The 16,063-nt window shown below is 51.2% G+C and carries 16 protein-coding genes, 1 tRNA gene and 1 riboswitch; of the genes, 8 read left to right on the forward strand and 9 right to left on the reverse strand.

The window, feature by feature from the left end; all coding sequences use genetic code 11:
- Both secE and VGS28_00600 read right to left on the reverse strand, forming a co-directional pair.
- The coding region (secE, locus tag VGS28_00595) for a preprotein translocase subunit SecE (protein ID HEV2412287.1) at window positions 1–295 on the reverse strand (295 nt) is incomplete at its 3' end.
- A 76-nt stretch (window positions 296–371) separates the two neighbouring features.
- Window positions 372–719 (reverse strand): hypothetical protein, encoded by a 348-nt coding sequence (locus tag VGS28_00600; GenBank protein HEV2412288.1) that lies wholly within the window; start codon window positions 717–719, stop codon window positions 372–374.
- Window positions 720–815: 96 nt separating this feature from the next.
- Between VGS28_00600 and VGS28_00605 the strand changes: the two genes are divergently transcribed.
- Complete coding sequence (locus VGS28_00605) at window positions 816–2,336, forward strand: glycosyltransferase (protein ID HEV2412289.1); 1,521 nt, start codon at window positions 816–818, stop codon at window positions 2,334–2,336.
- Here VGS28_00605 and VGS28_00610 read toward each other — a convergent pair.
- From VGS28_00610 to VGS28_00625, 4 genes are all read right to left on the reverse strand, one after another.
- Window positions 2,320–3,024 carry a hypothetical protein gene (locus VGS28_00610; protein ID HEV2412290.1) on the reverse strand — a complete coding sequence of 235 codons (705 nt, stop codon included), beginning with the start codon at window positions 3,022–3,024 and terminating at the stop codon, window positions 2,320–2,322. The two genes, VGS28_00605 and VGS28_00610, sit on opposite strands and share 17 nt — an antisense overlap.
- A gap of 71 nt (window positions 3,025–3,095) precedes the next feature.
- A complete protein-coding gene (locus VGS28_00615; GenBank protein ID HEV2412291.1) occupies window positions 3,096–4,784 on the reverse strand; it encodes an ATP-binding protein in 1,689 nt (562 codons plus the stop codon).
- A gap of 45 nt (window positions 4,785–4,829) precedes the next feature.
- Window positions 4,830–5,534 (reverse strand): SprT family zinc-dependent metalloprotease, encoded by a 705-nt coding sequence (locus tag VGS28_00620; protein HEV2412292.1) that lies wholly within the window; start codon window positions 5,532–5,534, stop codon window positions 4,830–4,832.
- Window positions 5,515–6,222 (reverse strand): ATP-binding protein, encoded by a 708-nt coding sequence (locus tag VGS28_00625; protein ID HEV2412293.1) that lies wholly within the window; start codon window positions 6,220–6,222, stop codon window positions 5,515–5,517. Before VGS28_00625 ends, VGS28_00620 begins: the two co-directional genes overlap by 20 nt.
- 74 nt (window positions 6,223–6,296) lie before the next feature.
- Here VGS28_00625 and VGS28_00630 point away from each other — a divergent pair.
- The 3 genes from VGS28_00630 (at window position 6,297) to VGS28_00640 (ending at window position 7,714) form a co-directional block, all read left to right on the forward strand.
- A tRNA-Trp gene (locus VGS28_00630) sits at window positions 6,297–6,371 on the forward strand.
- A gap of 86 nt (window positions 6,372–6,457) precedes the next feature.
- Window positions 6,458–6,877, forward strand: coding sequence for a hypothetical protein (locus VGS28_00635; protein ID HEV2412294.1), 420 nt, complete (start codon window positions 6,458–6,460; stop codon window positions 6,875–6,877).
- A 27-nt stretch (window positions 6,878–6,904) separates the two neighbouring features.
- A complete protein-coding gene (locus VGS28_00640; GenBank protein ID HEV2412295.1) occupies window positions 6,905–7,714 on the forward strand; it encodes an RNA methyltransferase in 810 nt (269 codons plus the stop codon).
- Between the two features lies 1 nt (window position 7,715).
- On the opposite strand, the gene VGS28_00645 is transcribed toward VGS28_00640, so the two are convergent.
- Window positions 7,716–10,745, reverse strand: a complete 3,030-nt coding sequence (locus VGS28_00645; protein ID HEV2412296.1) for a LamG domain-containing protein — start codon at window positions 10,743–10,745, stop codon at window positions 7,716–7,718.
- A gap of 96 nt (window positions 10,746–10,841) precedes the next feature.
- Window positions 10,842–11,702 carry a hypothetical protein gene (locus VGS28_00650; protein HEV2412297.1) on the reverse strand — a complete coding sequence of 287 codons (861 nt, stop codon included), beginning with the start codon at window positions 11,700–11,702 and terminating at the stop codon, window positions 10,842–10,844.
- 171 nt (window positions 11,703–11,873) lie between these two features.
- A riboswitch (adenosylcobalamin (AdoCbl) riboswitch) is annotated at window positions 11,874–12,015 on the forward strand.
- On the opposite strand from VGS28_00650, the gene VGS28_00655 reads away from it, so the two are divergent.
- From VGS28_00655 to VGS28_00665, 3 genes are all read left to right on the forward strand, one after another.
- Window positions 12,013–13,653: a hypothetical protein gene (locus VGS28_00655; protein ID HEV2412298.1), complete on the forward strand. Its 1,641-nt coding sequence runs from the start codon at window positions 12,013–12,015 to the stop codon at window positions 13,651–13,653. It overlaps the preceding riboswitch by 3 nt.
- A gap of 9 nt (window positions 13,654–13,662) precedes the next feature.
- A complete protein-coding gene (locus VGS28_00660; protein ID HEV2412299.1) occupies window positions 13,663–13,977 on the forward strand; it encodes a methylated-DNA--[protein]-cysteine S-methyltransferase in 315 nt (104 codons plus the stop codon).
- Window positions 13,978–14,130: 153 nt separating this feature from the next.
- Window positions 14,131–14,757, forward strand: a complete 627-nt coding sequence (locus VGS28_00665) for a hypothetical protein (GenBank protein ID HEV2412300.1) — start codon at window positions 14,131–14,133, stop codon at window positions 14,755–14,757.
- A 3-nt stretch (window positions 14,758–14,760) separates the two neighbouring features.
- Here VGS28_00665 and rpmG read toward each other — a convergent pair whose 3' ends face one another.
- Window positions 14,761–14,976: a 50S ribosomal protein L33 gene (gene rpmG, locus VGS28_00670; protein ID HEV2412301.1), complete on the reverse strand. Its 216-nt coding sequence runs from the start codon at window positions 14,974–14,976 to the stop codon at window positions 14,761–14,763.
- Window positions 14,977–15,117: 141 nt separating this feature from the next.
- Here rpmG and VGS28_00675 point away from each other — a divergent pair, with 141 nt between their 5' ends.
- On the forward strand, window positions 15,118–16,017 hold the full coding sequence (locus tag VGS28_00675) for a hypothetical protein (protein HEV2412302.1): 900 nt from the start codon (window positions 15,118–15,120) through the stop codon (window positions 16,015–16,017).
- The last annotated feature ends 46 nt before the right edge of the window (window positions 16,018–16,063 follow it).

A 16,063-nucleotide genomic window follows, 5' to 3' on the forward strand; every position in this document is an offset into this window, starting at 1 on the left:
TCTTAACTAATTGTTCGAATCCGAAATCAAGGGCGGCGATGACGGCGCTTAACAGGAGGGTGAAGACGATGACAGCCAGCGTCAGCTGGATGCTCATCTTGCGATTGGGCCAAGTGACCTCTTTGAGTTCCTGCCAGGCACCTTTGAAGTAACGACCGAACGGACGAAGCGGCCAGAAGATAAACCGAAGCACCAGTCGGGGGTAATAGAGAACCTTGCCGATTACGGGTGGTATCTTAGGACGCGGAATCCGGGCCTTCCGACCAGACGTCTTCTTTGAGGCGCCTTTCGCCATAACGTTCCTTCCAACTTAAAAAAGCCTCCTTGAATCACGGCTTTGTCAACAGTATATCCTGTAGAGGTGGAAACCGTCAATGGTCAGAGGATTCTTGTATGGCGTTTCGGTCTCGTCTTGCAATACGCAGATAGCATGCTGCAGCCACGATACCCGAGCCGATAGCAATAATAGTGGATATCTTGTCGACAGCCATGAGGGTATGCATTTGATTGAGATATGCAGTCTTCTCGGGTCCGGGGTTTAAGCCGTCAGCGGTCTGAGCGAGATCGGCATTCCATTCTCCGATGGCGACATCTCCCACAATAGCCGCACCGCATAGTACGAATGCGGCTGTACCAACCTTTCCTAGGCGCTGGTATAGCCTGTGATACCAACGCTCTGGCTGCTGGGGTTCCTGGCCAACTCTATATTCAAGATCCATACTAAAACTCCCAAAGTGATAAGGTTATTATCGCATCATAATAGTAATCTTTCAACAAGACGCGTCGAAACACAAGCGGTGTGATACCATAAACATATGAATGCAGAGACGCTGCAGATGGGATGGTGGGGCCTCCTGCTTTTCGCGCTTCTGGTCCAACTGATCATGCTACCCCTGGAGGTATTCTGGTTGCGACATCGTGCTCTCGGAGCCTTCGTTGCTGCTATCTATTTCTCCATGGTTCCCCTAACGTTCATCCTCGACTATCCAGTCCTTGCCTCTGTCCTGATGGCGGCACCGCTTCTCTATCTGATGGCTAACGCCCTTCGCTGGTCGCTAGGACGCTTTAACGAACACTACCAACGCCACTCGGTCCTTAGAAGCGCAGTCTGGTTAACTCTGGTGGCGCTACTTCTGTCTATCTACGTCGATTACCTGGATCATCGTATCTGGCAGGATACAATCGCGACGGTACTGTTACTCAATTTAGCCGTCAGTTTGTATGTTCTCTACCGGGCTACATGGGTCGATCGCCACTACTACACCGGTATAATCAAGCCTTCGTATCGGCTCGCCAAACTACCGGCAGTAACGTTGGCCATACCGGCTCGAAACGAGACCGATACTCTCGAAGATAACCTGAAAGGTGCGATCAGTTCTGACTATCCAAAGCTAGAGATTCTGGTGCTCGATGATTGCTCGCAGGACCGGACAGCTCGGGTTATCCGGAGCTTTGCTCATCAAGGTGTTCGTTTCGTCAAAGGTGAAGCGCCGGCTGAGGGCTGGCTTGGCAAGAATAAGGCCTGCGAGCTGCTAGCCAAAGAGGCCAGTGGAGACATTATCATCTTTGCAGGTGTCGACACCCACCTTGGCCCTGTCACTGTCAGCCAGCTGGTCACCTATATGGCACGCACAAAAGCCGACATGATCTCCGTTCTGCCCCGCCGAAGACGGCTCGATTTTCTGCCCATCTTCCTGCAGCCACTAAGAGACTTCTGGCAAGTTATGATACCGCTTAGAACAGGCCAGGTACCGGTTGCCAGCCAGTGCTGGATGATTAAGAGTGAGGTTCTAAAACAGTGCGGCGGATTTGCCGGCGTACGAGGTAGCGTCTTTCCTGAAGAACAGTTCGCCAAGACCCTCTTTCGTAAAGGTCGCTACCGATTCGTGATGGCAGACCGTCGGACGGACCTAACGACCAGAAAACGCCTCTCCAGTCAGATAGAGACAAGCACTCGGACCTACTATCCACTCATGAAGCGTCGACCCATCCGAGTCACCTTGATATCGACAGCGATCGGTCTACTACTGGCTCCGTACGCTTATCTTATTTGGCAGGCTATCTACGCCTTTAACCTCTATGACTTACAGGCTGTCGCCGTCGTCAGTGTTCTCTGCCTGACCATCGGCTACCTAATCGTCATGCAGCGGACCAACTCGAAGGGGTGGTGGCTAGGCATTATTAATCTGCCGTTTGCGCTACTCTTCGACCTCGCTCTCTATAATTGGTCGATGCTCGCTTTCGAGTTCGGCGAAGTGAACTGGAAGGGCCGGAACGTCTGCTATCCGGTTATCGAAGCCATCCCTCAATCCGAGTTCTCTAAACTGATTCCCTGACCCGAAAAGGTTCAGTCGTGAGTCTCGGACGTCCTATGGCAAATGTGCCGAGTAGATGGTTCATGACTTGCTGTTGGAGAAGATGCTCAGGTAAAGTACCGCTGACAAAGGGTATAGCGAAGGCTTGAGCCAGAAGGTGGTAAGCGCGGCGGATCATATCATACTGCCGGGAGGTACCTAGCATCTGTTCGGCGTAAGTCCCCTCTTCGATGGCATTTTGGAGTACCAGGCCGTACGGGGCATCAACGATGACGATACCATTTGGTAAGAGTGGAGCACTCGTTGCGGCATCGTACTCAGCAGCCAATATGGGTATGTCACTCTCAAGAGCTTGCCGGTTACCGCTCAACACATTTGCGGCAATGGCAAGCCAACTCGTGTCGGCAACTACATCGCTCCCTTCTCCCAGCCATCCGGTGACGAGCTCCCCTGTAGCCGCTCCAAGCATCCGAGCCATCTTGAGTGCAGCCCCACACTGTTGCCGTTCACCAAGCTGAATCTCCCTGGCCAGTAGACGTGCGGTAGCAAGCCGTCCGCAGATTGGATCGGTGTCGGTAGAGCATGTGGCTACTTGGACATCTCTTCCGAGTAGTGCCAGCTTTTCAGCCAATAACTCAGCTTGTCTGGTATTACCAGAGTATGAAGGTCCTTCAACTATGAGATATTGCGGTGGGCTTGGCTGCTTCATGGTGCGCAACGTAACAGGAGCAACAGACTATGGCTGTATTAACTCACAGCAGATTAGCAATAGCAATGGCCTTACGGGGAGACGGTTGGTGCTGTGGGAGAGGCTGTCACTACCTGCTTTGCTTCTTTGCTAGGTGCCGTTATCGGGGAGACGACGATGGTGAAGACCGACCCGTGATTGAGGCGGCTCGTAAAATCGATCCGGGCGTTAATAAGAGGAGCGAGCTTCTGAACGAGGTAAAGCCCCAGTCCTGTTCCTGAGCTTTCGCGGGTTCGGTAGTCCTCAGACCGGAAGAATTTTTCAAAGACATGTTTTTGATCAGTCTTGCTGATACCGATGCCGGTATCCTTAACGGTAAATATAACTCTGTGGGCTTGATCTTGTTCAGCTGTGACTGTTACGCCGCCTTTTGAGGTGTATTTGATTGAGTTGGTGATAAAGTTCTGAAGTATCTCTTCGATATAGAGTTTGTTCGTCTTTAGGGGATCGATCTTGCTCAGCGCCTTGGTGGTTAGTCTAAGGTTCTTCTTGGCGGCCTGGGGCTGATAGTTTGAGTGAAGTTCATCGAGCAGCCGGTAGATGTCGACAGGCTCGATATCATCTTTACCTATCCCTCGTTCTGCCCGCGAGAGCGTCGAAAGATCGTTGATCATTTTGGCTAGGAAGAGTATCTGCTCATGCGAGTCTTGAAGGGCGTCAGTGATAATCTGACGCGAAACTTCCTTCTGTTCAAGCAAGAGTGCGTTAGACAAGTTGCCTTCAGCGATAGCGATCGGCGTACGTAGTTCGTGGCTGACAACGGCAATAAATTCGTCGTGCTCTTCTTCGAGTGTTTTCTCTTTGGTGATATCGCGCATGATAAGAATATAACCGCGCTCGCCACGTCGCTTGTACCCGAGGTTGATAGGCGAAATGTTGATATAGAGATTGATCATCTCCTTGTCCGAGAAGGCGTGTTTCAAGTCAGTCAGCACCTTATTGCCAGCCAACCCTTTTGCTAATTTGGTCAACTTAACCCTAGAGCCACCTGGATCGCGCAGGTTTAGAATGACATCTACCGATCGTCCCGTTAGGTCGGCGTTAGTATCGAGCAGGTTTAAAGTGGCGGCGTTAAAGATACGGATTGTACCATGCTCGTTAAAAGCGATGACTCCGTCACCCATGCTGTTTATGAGGGTGACGAGACGTTCCCGCTCGAGTTGCTCCTGTTCTCTGGTTTTTTCGAGCTGACTTCCACGAATACCTATGATCTCGCGGATATAGGAAACGAACATTGCGATAAAGCCGATGAAGAGTGATTCTACGAGGATCTCTGCCAGCATATCGTTCGCTAGACCAGGGTGCATAAAGCGCCACCAAATGATACTGGTTACAAAGATCAGCCACGAGAGAATTAGTGCAGCTCTATTGAAGAAGAGATCGGCGACGATGATCAGCATGAGCCAACCGATCATGAAGATGCCGTTGTTGTATCCGGCAACGAACACGCTAATGATCAGACCAAGAATCGTGAAGCCAACGACATAGACTTGGCACCTTCGATTGGTGGTTGGTCTGACAATAAACTGGGAGACGCTGATGATAAGAAAGCCGACAAGTGAGACCCAGTATGCCCACGGATGGAAGCTGATCGAGCTAAGTTCGTGGTACTTGATGAACGTGGTAATAAGAATGGGTATGAGCGAAAAAGAGACAGCCACCGTCTGGAGGATGCGCGACATTCGTTCGTTTAGCTCCAGGAACGAATTCATGTAGTCCATAACTATAGCTATTATGTCACGAGAGTGGCCTAAAGCATAATCACTTTAGCCGAGTGGATGGTAGGTTTTGAGGAGGCGACGCTTAGCTAAGTAATCGGGCACGAAGCTGGCAACTTCCTGCCAAAATTCCTCGCCGTGATTGGGATGGATAAGGTGGCAAAGCTCATGGCAGACTACGTAATCGATCAGCTCGTCAGGTAGCATCAGAAGCCATAGGTTGAGACTGATCCTGCGGTTTGTCGTACAACTCCCCCACCGCGACTTGGCGCTGTTAACTCGAACGGTCTCGTATCCCAACCCGCGCTGTTTGGCCCTGTCGGCAACGTATAACGGTAACAGCAGTTTGGCTTGACGGCGGAGGGCTTTCTTGACAGCGGCAGTAACGACATCCTGGACCTCCTTACTCTCGGCTTCAAGCCATCCTGGGTACTTAACGAGAACTTTCGATTCGGACGTTCGTGACTGGACCGACGGGACGTCAGCGCGCAGCAGTGAAAGAGTGTGATGTTTGCCGATCAGCTGGCCGTCTCGAAAGATAACCATGTCACTCTTCTGCTGGATACGCTGTGTCCGGAGTCTGTCCCGCGACGATTCGATGAAGCGTTCAACATCAGGAAGATACCTTCGATGAGGAGCGGTGATTAGCAGGGAACCATTAGTGTTAAGGCGCATAATGATGCGTCTAGCTCGGCTGTTGAATCGGACTGTGATAGCCCCAAACTCTTCGTCATTAATGACGAGATTCTTCATGGCCTCGCACGTTTATCGGTCTGGAGATGTCGAAATGAGTCCGTTTCGGTGTCGTTTTGGGGTGTGGAATCGGGGCGTCTTTCAGACTAACCTCACCGTTGGTTCGTGGCCTCTCACCGTTCTCTTTTTCCCGGTCACCATAGTAGAGGCGGAGTATCCGAGTGTGCAAGGCGTGAGCCTGCGTGCTGTAGGTGTGTTTGCCGCTTATAACGACGTACGGTTCGCTGTTTTGAGAGGTTGGTGGTGTGAGGCGCTTAGCGAGTTGGTTAAAGGTTTCTTCATCAAGGACCGGCATCGAACTCTCAGGGGTATGAACTCGTCGTCCAGCTCTTGCCAGCGAGGTATCCGCGTCAGTCTGGACCCAGACGGTTAACGTCTGGTAGCCCGCTTTACGAGCCGACTGGATCAGTTCTGTACGTTTGCTGCGACGACTTGAGTTGGCGTCATAGATGAAACTGCGGCCAGTTCGGAGGAGCTCCTCGGACATGAGGTGGGCTAGACGATCTACTTCCTCACTCTCGGCCTCAACTGGCTGCTGATCGCTCGCGATGGCGTAACGAATTGCATCCTCGCTGACCCGGGCTAGTTGATGTGTCTCGGCAAACTGCTTAGCAAACCACGACTTCCCTGCACCCGGAAGTCCGATCAGTATATAGAGAATTGGTTGTGGCAGATCAAACTGTTTCATTTGTATTTCAGTATAGCAAATCAAGGTATACCTGTCGTCTGGAGGGGCACTTTATTGTATAATCACATCTGTATAGGGGCATAGTACAACGGCTAGTATAAAGGTCTCCAAAACCTTAGATCGTGGTTCGATTCCACGTGCCCCTGCCATTAGAAAGCGTTTTACACAAATGGACTTGACTGATTTGATAAGCAGATTCACTCTATATGCAAGTTAACTCAACAGGAATAAAATAATGCTCTTACCAGGCCAACCATATCCAGAACATTTAGTACCAGGTACATATTTTCCTAGGTTTCTACCTACGGATGAACGCGGGCCCATCGATGGACGGATCGATCACTTAAATGCTACGGGGAGCGGAAAAGCTCGAAGGGCTCTCGCCGCCTTTGCCCTGGGCGAGTACCGCGATGCAGTTAGCGACCCTGGAAACGAAGTATTTTCAGATGAAGCAGTCCCCCACCGACCTGATCCTTGGAATGGGCCTATTCCTGCTGCAATTTGGACAAATGAGGCATTTTGGGAACTTGACTATGAGCAACGTGCTGAAATCGAGGCGATGACTGAAGAAGAGGCCGGAGCTGTCTTGGAAGAGTTGAGACTGGAAGAGCTGCGACAGAGAGCTGAAGCGGAAGCAGAGCCACTAGCCGCGTAGACCAAGTGCGATATAATCCGGGTAGCCATGTTAATCACCAGCCCTCAGAATCCTCGGATTAAAGAACTCGTCAAACTCAAGAATCGTCGCAAACGAGATGAACGAAAAGTCGTCTTAATTGAGGGCTATCGTGCTGTGCTCTCTGCCCTTGAAAATAACTTCAAGCTTAGCGAAATCTACTACTGCCCAGACCTTTATCTTGGTGAGAACGAAACAAAACTGGTGGAGCTGGCCATCAAAGGCGGTGCCAAAGACTTTCAGACAACCAAAGACGTCTTTATAAAGATCGCCTACCGAGATAGGCCCGAAGGCATAATCGCTATTGCTCCGCAGGTACACCATAAGCTGGAAGACCTTAAAGTTGATGACCACTCCCTCTTTTTAGTAGCTGAAGCCATCGAGAAACCGGGTAATCTCGGTACGATGCTCAGATCCTCAGACGCGGCCCGCATTAGTGGTGTAATAGTCTGTGATCCGAGGACTGACGTCTATAACCCGAATGTTGTCCGGGCCAGTATCGGCACTCTCTTTACTGTGCCGATTGTAACGACGAATACTGAAGAATTTGTCCTATGGAAAGATAAGCATGACATCACAACCCTGGCCACGACCCCGTCAGCGACTACTATCTATACCGATGTCGATATGACCGGCAGGGTCGCCCTCATTTTAGGTACAGAGCAAGTTGGCCTTTCCGACGAATGGCTTGAGATGGCTGATGAAAAGATCCTTATCCCGATGTATGGTCAGGCTGATTCGCTCAACGTCTCAGCAGCGACAACCCTCGTGCTCTTCGAGGCGGTCAGGCAGCGACGACTCAAGGGCATTCTGAGCTAGGTCACTCCACAACCAGGTAGTCAAACGTATACGTTGTACTGTTTGTAACTCCTGAGCTAACTCCGAAACTGGTGGTGAACGTCGCTGCCATTGAGCCTGAAACGTATATCTGCCTGGCTGCGGAGGCGGCGTTACCAGTGCCGACAACGATAATCGACTTCGGCGCATTCGCGGAACCAAAATGGAATGTGATTGTAGTGTCGCATGTTGTTGGCGAGCCGGTACTCCCGGTCGTTATCGTAAACGAGCCGGCGGTGTCTGTTGAACCGGCAGTAAGTGCCGCTGTGTCTCCGGTGCCTGTGCCGCAGTTAAGCGGGTTTGAGATATTAGGAGGAGTTGTCTGAGTCGATTCGAGGTGAGTATTTGTGAGATAGAATGTAGCAAAATTGGTTGAGGATGGGCCACTAACAGTTATGTTGGCGCCAGAGGTATCAGCTGTAAATAAGGGAACGCCTGATCCGTTTTCGATTTGGAACGCTGTTGTTGAAGCGGTCGAGTCTTCAAATATGGCACTTCCGTAAACGTTAAAGGCCATATTGGTAGTATCCGCAGCGAGAAGCGGGACCCCAGTACTATTCTCAATCTGAAGGGCCGTCGTTGAATTGGCTGAGTCCTTAAACAATGCAGATCCTTCGTCATCTAAGTTGGCGCCTGGAGTATTCGTGCCGATGCCGAGTGACGATAGGTTGCCACTGTAGAGGCCAGCATCAGTTGCTAGATTGGCAACCTGACCGGCTGTTAATGCAGTTGGTACGACGGCTACTTCACCGAGATCGCCGGTAAAGTTGGTGAAGTTATTATCGTGGCCCATCCACCATGAACCGGTATAACCCTGCGGAGAGGTGTCGGCTGTATTATGTGCTACCAGGTTACCGTCGAGATAAAGATACAAACCGGCATTTGATTCGGTCGCGACCGCCATGTGCCAGTTACCATCGTTGACTGTCGAAGGGCTGTTGATATCATCGTTGCCGTTGATTGAGCTGAAGATTCTGGTATGCAACTTCCCGTCGTTGCCAACGTAGAGTTCTCGGTCATAGTTTGAGTCGACATTGTCCCGGTCACCGATCAGTAAGCCCTGGTTCGAGGTCTTAAATAGTGCGATCTGGGTGTATGTAGTTGGGCTGGTAAATGAAGTGGCGGTGGTGATAGTGCTGGTGTTTGGAGCATTGAAGCTCATGGCGGTATGCCCGGTTGCGCACGAGAACGGTCCTGGTGTTATGCCTGTTGTTACATTGGATAAGGTTCCAGTGTCATTATTGCCGGAACTATCAGCAGCCGTCCCACCCGAATCTTCGAGTTTCCAGTAGGCTGATGGGCTGAACGTCATCAGATAGGTCCCATAGTTAGCGTAGTTGCAGCCGCTGGGGGTGTTAATAACCATCGTATCGCCTGAACTGACGATATTATTTGTAGTGTCGATATTGAACTGCGTACCCCCCGAAGCATTTTCGACTTGGAAGGCGCTGGTGCCGTCTACGTTAGGTTTGAAGAGTGCGGTTCCTTTCTCAGTGATCGATTGCAAGCCGCTGTTGATACTGATCCCAGCACCATAGATTGATGTCGGATCGATCTGGTTGATATTGCCAATTGTTACTTCCTGAGCGTTCGTTGCACCCAAAGAGACTATGGCTGCAGTTGAGGATGCACTGACGTCTGTAGCGGATATGTCATCCCAGTAGTGGGTCTCTGTCGTTGCCGAACCGAAGCCGAGTATCAACCAGCCTGTTGTGACACCGGCAGGGTCGACACACGACCAGGTAACATGCGTCCACTGTGTCGAACTGTCGTTCTGAGCCGCAGCGTCACAATTGGTGATACCAAATGTAAACGCCGTGATCGGTGCGGCCGTTGTGGCAGCCTTTACCCAGGCACTAAAGACGTACTGGTGAAAAGGCGTCAGGGTAAAGTGGTTGGCCTCTTGCTGCATAAATACGTCGCTGCCTCCGCCGGTTCCGAATCCGGTCTGGTTCATGCTACAGCTACCGGTGTGGGCGACTGTGCAGTCCTGAGTAAGCGTAAAGAAACCGATATAGTTATTCGACCAGTCGTTTACCTGGCTAGCGGTCTCAAAGTCCCAGCTACCCAACGTCACTCCGGTAATCGCACTAGCTCCTGTATCTAACGACACGTTCCCCGCAGAAGTCGTCGATGAGTCACCACTTATAATCGAAATGGTACCGCTTGCACTTGTAGCAGCACCAGTCAAAAGAGCCATACCGCCTGTACCCGCTTGTATCGTGGTTGCGCTGGTGGCGTTGACCGAGCCGACAGTCACATCCGAGGCTCCCCCTGTACCGACCTGGACTACATTTCCTCCGATCACCGTCGACTGTCCATTTTGAGTTATGAGCGAATTTCCAACTAGCGTACTACCATTAAACACGGCCAAGCTTCCTGTAGTCGCGCCGGAAGCCGACAGATTACCTGTGCTCCCGACAGTACTGTTAAAGATATTATTCACATTGGTAGTAGCTCCAGGGGCGGCGGGGGTACCCGAACCCTGAATCGTTTGGAATGATGACCCGTTATAGTATTCGAGCATATTGTTTGTCTGGTTGAAGTAGAGCTGACCGGCCGTCGGGCTCGACGGCTGCTTGGACGGCTCAACAACGACCGTGTTCGTAACTCGAAGGGTGCCGTTTACAGATACGGATTGGTCAGATGGGCTTGAGGTCGTCGCAGTGTTCGGCAGATTCTTTAGCGGAATACTGACGGCATTTAGGTTGCTTCTCTCAACAACATAGTGATTTGTCGCCCGTATGAGGAAAAATGCAACCAAGAAAACAATTGCTGCAGCAAGTAGCCCGAATCCAACCATTCTGACGAGGAGGCTATTAAGTAGTGGCTTCGGGATAGTTGCCTCACCGGTATGTGCTGCAAAGTCAGTAAGTGGCGCCTCATCAACTGGGGTATTCTCAACCTGTTTTGGGGTTAGAACAATAGGCTCTGATCCAACCGTCTGAGCCTCTTTTACCTCTGTCGAACTCGTCAGTTTGTCGCCATTATCTGGCAACGGCGAATCGCCCATTTCCTCTCACACACCTGTCTGTTTTTTAAGTATTTATTTTTGAAAATATACTCCCTGTCATTATAGAGTGCTTACGCTCTAAAGTGCAAGAAGTTTTTAGGCGGTCAAAATGAGGTAGACGGCTCCGAGACTGACCGCCAGCACAACGACAGTAACAAGGCCGACTGAACGGAGGTTTCTGGTAATGGCTTTGGCTGAAAGTGGGTTGCGTCCAATGGAGGTGATGCCCGAGCGAGTTGCGGTGTAGAGTAAGGCGAAGATACTGATGAAAGCAACTAGCAGGATGATAGTAGCCAACATAACTCTGACAACTGAGACGGGTTTACCGGCGATGGTGTTGGCTAGGTCCTGGATAAACGGCGGTAATACCGAACTTGATAGAGATTGATAGTAAGCGACGTTTATCTGAACAGGTACCTGTTCAATGTGGACAGTCTGACTGTGACCGGAGCTGTTGATAGTCCGAGCGACAGCTGTATTCGAGTTAAAGGCCGCGAGAGCCGTTCCGACTATCTGGGTGCTCGAGGTAGCCTTCATACCGACTCCGTCGATCGGTGAGCTGGTGATCTTATCGCCGACTTTCAGCTTTCCGTTTAAGTCACTGACGAAGACATCCGCCGTCCCGTTGATAACCACTTGAGTCGTATCGCCTTTCAGTGAGAGTTGGATAAGCGGATTGGCAGCGATGACTCCAACGATCCGATCTGCAGAACCGGAGTTAGCGAGCTGAACGACGTGCGAGCCGTTGGTCGTAGTGCTAACGAGAGCACCAGGCACAAAGTTGTTGGGGCTGCCTTGGATCGTGAAACCCTGAGAGAGGGCGGCATTCTGGCCGACAGAACTTGCCCATGCTGCGGCAGGTACGATTAAGGCCAACGACAGAGCGGCAACTACAGTTATGGCTCTGTAGGTTACGCGCCACTTCTTAATACGATGACGGGACTTTATGATACTCAACTATACCCCACCAATTGGTCGATTTGTATTAAGTGTAGCATACGGCCTTGCGTGAAGTACGTGGTGAGTGTGTTAAGTACGTCACAATCTGTTCTTCCCTATTTCTGTTGACTATTTCATAACATAAGAATAATAGCGTAGTGATTCATTCATGCTACACTAGATATACAAAATACAAAGCGAGACTGTAGTGATACGGAATCACGTGCAAGTCGTGAGCTGTGCCGCAACGGTGAGCTGCTACGAGCAGTAAGCCCGATACATATCACTGACAGTACGCATATACCTTCCCGAGCAGGAAGAGGGGTGTATGGAGAGGGATAGATCTAGTTCGGAAACAGCCAGACGGTATCAGCACGCGCTGAGCGTTCTCGGCCCCTTTGAAACCTCTCCTCTTGACCGCGAACGCGCCCTAACAGTCTCCGAGAGATCACGCCTCTGTCAGGCAGAGGCAATTGCACGTGATCGAGAGAGCTACGGTTATGTCCGCGATGCGACTGCCGACTATGTCAGGACCCAGATCAGGACCTATAGTAGCGAATCGGTTGGACTGCCGTTCGCCAATACTATCAATCTGACCTTTAACGGACATGAGTTGGTCGACCAGAAAGGCGACTCCCAGCGTGCCTCACTCCGTCATGTGGCGATCGGTGCTCACGCTATGGCGGCCGCTGATCCTGACTACAGTTTCTACGCCAAACGAACGGTCTACGACTTCCAGTTCGTTACTCAGTTAGAGTCCATGATGCGAGATAGGGACACGCCTATTGGTACGGTGATGGGTTCGGTTTCACCGTGCGAGATAGAGGCCCAACGTCATGCTATCTCGATCGGTATGTTCCCAAACAGAGAGATGGCTGTGGTTCAGTATGCCCGTAAGGCCAGCGACTCGACGCTCGAGTTGGTAGCAGTATCACTCGATAGGGCCAACCCTGGCCTGATCAGAGAATTTTTGGCAAACCACCGGATTGAACTGCCAGATGGGACCCCGGCAGAGGATGTCCTCGGCTACTCGTTTACTGCCCAGGCTGACTCACCTCACGCCTTTCGCCAACTTATACAGGGAGATGTCGATAGGTTCGATGCCTCTCTTGAAAAGACGTCCGGCAAAGAGACCAAACAGGGCCAATTTGCTGAAGATCTTACGGATCCAAGCACTATTCCGTGGCATGAACTGGGTGACTTGGTCGATAACCAGATGGCCTTTGAGGAGGCCTTGAGTTGGGCGGCCATGAAAGAGCCACGTCAACTTCACCCACTCATCCGACAGCATGCCGAGGCTGCACTTAAGACTGTCAGGCCAGATGGGCGACCCCTGCTCAACGAGACAGAACAGATGCGTATTCGGAGGCTTCTTGAAGCGGGGACGGTTCACGTCTCTAACTTGGACAATGCCGAGGCGTTTCTCATCCTCAAGAGCATTCAGGATACAGCCGTTGACGAAATCATTCGACGGCATATGGCGGGAGATCATCAGATTGTACGAGTCATTCAATCCTCGGCCGCTTCGGCTGATCCGTCGGTTCAGATCTATGTGGTGGCCGGAGGTGGCAGCATCGGCATTAGCGGGGCTCAAACGCATCTTCTTATGCAAGCCGCTGCTGAAGCCGCTCAGGCTGGTCGCTATGCAGCGGCCTGCGGTAGCCGAGCATCGTTCGGCGAGGGCTCACCAGGGAGTATCTTTGACCCGGGCCAGTTTAGCGGAATTGTCGGTAAGATCATTCGAGGCGAGGATACCAGTTACCTGGTTGCTGACAATGCGCCACTTGTCATGAAATACGGCAAAGAGAAGGTTCACTACGGTAACTGTGACTGCTGTGGAGACTTTGATGAACTGGGCCCATGTGCTGTCTGTAACACCTGTGATACTCTCGACCGGATGGATCCTGGTTATATCGATAAGGCCAAGGCTCGCCGGCGAGCTACGGAACTGGCAAGAGCCGCGCTGTAGAATGGGTACATGACCGAGTTCCAGAAGTCAGTACTTAACGTTGTCAGCATGGTGCCATCCGGTAAAGTCATCAGCTATGGCCAGATAGCTACATATCTGGGTTCTCCGCGGGCCGCGCGGCAGGTTGGCTGGGCCATGCGTAGTCTTGAGGGTGCACCAGATTTCCCCTGGTGGCGTGTTCTAAATAACCAGGGCGTTATTACCATCAAGGGTACCCAGCATGCCTCCAAACAGCTTCAAAAGGAGATGCTTGAAGCTGAAGGCGTAGAAGTTGGCGATGATTATCAGTTGGACATGGCTCGCTATCGTTTTTACCTCAACTGACACAAGCTGTGTTGCTTGAGCAGATGATGCCGCTTATACTTACAGCTAAGATAGCAGAGAGGCATTAGGTGGGAGGATGGGTGTTTTTGGTGCATGTTAAGACGTAGACAACTGAAACATACGTTGTCCCACCACATCAAGGGCGCCCATGATATGGCCGAAGGGCACGCCTTTCGAGACTACGCTCGAAAAACGGGATTAACCTATCTTGGCCATATGAGCATGTCCCGAGAAGAGTTCGAGCTGGTCCGTGGTGTGACTCTGTCCGCCTCCCATGCCGATAATCACTTTATTGTCGGTACGTACGAGGGTTACGATCTCACGGTTTTGCGGCGCAAGGTTCATCTGGATCACCCTTTGCACCAGAGTCGTGATTTTGGTTGGACAATTGCCCAGCTGGATCTGCACAGCGAAACACTTCCCCACTTACTGATTATTTCGAAACACCATGAGCCAATTCTATTTGAGGATATTCGCCTCAAAGCTCCAACCCACCTGATTCTTGATACCCGGCTACTGCCAAACCAGGCATTTAACGACCACTTCATTGTTCTGGTTAGGATCGAGGAGATTGATATTATTCTGGCAATCTTACGCTCTGAGCTGCTTGATATCTTCGTCAAGCACTTCAGGCACTTTGACGTCGAACTTCTCGATGATAGGCTATACGTCTACGATAAGCGCCCAGCTGTAACGGCTCACAGCTTAAAAGAACTCCTAACGGAGTCCATATGGTTGGCCAAGTATATCGAAGAGAGTGTTCTTGGTAGTCTTAGATAAGAACTACTTGTTTTTGTTATTCTTGTTTCCGCTCTTGGTCTTGATCTCTTCGTGCAACGTGTACTGACGGAGATTGGAGTTATACTTGCGAAGAGTTAGCTTATCGGGGCTGTTTTTGACGTTCTTAATAGTCTGGACACGATGCTTCTTGTCCACAGTGCATTGGAGAGTGATAACCTGGACGTTACCCTTCTTCTTAGATTTTGTCTTCTTCGGCATCTGTTATAGCTCTCTGTATTTAAGCATCCTCATTCTAGCAGAAAACCCCCCTGGAGACAACCGTTTCGTACCTGTTATCTAGCTTGCCATTTCATAGTGTAAGTGGTATGATATATACAACATATAAGGAGCTCAACTCGTATGTCTATCATGCCAGGTGAAGGTGGAGATGAGTTAGGTCCAGATGAGCTTGCCGCTCGTGGCGTTGCCGAGACGGTTCCAGATATATATGAGGATGACCCAGGAGCTCTTGAAGCGCTCCGCGCTGTACCTCTTGGTGGTGCCTCGGGGGTTATAACTGCAGAAGGTGAGCAACTCCCACTACCAGTTGGTTCTGAGCGAAGACGAAGGCGCAGGATCCCTGGCTGGGTCTACCCGGCTGTCGGTGGAGCAGCTATCTTGGTGGGGGCTGTGGTGGCCATTCCGGTAGCCGCAGGCAGTGGCGGCCATCACAATTCAGCTGTTAAGCATGTTGCGACCTCAGCGCGGCGGACAGGTGCAAAACCGACGGACTCTGCTCAACCTACTCATTCGGCGCCACATCGTCACCGGCGCCACGTGACTGGTGGGACGACCACAAGCGCACTACACCCGTACGGTCTTACAGAACCCCAAAGTTCAACGTTTGCGTCTGTCAGGGGCGCTGCGTACGATATGATCCGTACTGGCCCCGGTCAGATAAGCGTGATTGCTTCGGACAATGGTGGGCAGACTCCGGATCTTTTTGCGAGCTATCTGCAGACCGGCGACACGGTGCGCTGGGCGCAGTGGCGCGAACAGAATGGTATACCATATGTCCAAGCTTATGGAAAGCTTGCGTGCCGAGGCGGCGCGGCTACAATCACGTCGATGACTCGGATGTCGTCCACGCAGGCTTTTTCACCGGTTAGTGTTGTGGCACCGAATAGCCCGGATTGTGGAGGTAACGTTCTTAAAACTCCGGGCCTTGCCCTTAACTTAGCCTTATTGGCGGCTCGACAAGTCATCCCTGGTGGACCAACACAGTACTTCCCTTCTCTTCAAGCCTACAAACTAGGCTAATCCCCAAGTCCCATATCGAGACATACGCATACCATGCGCAGAATTT

Source organism: Candidatus Saccharimonadales bacterium (genome assembly GCA_035945435.1).
GTDB lineage: Bacteria > Patescibacteriota > Saccharimonadia > Saccharimonadales > DASZAF01 > DASZAF01.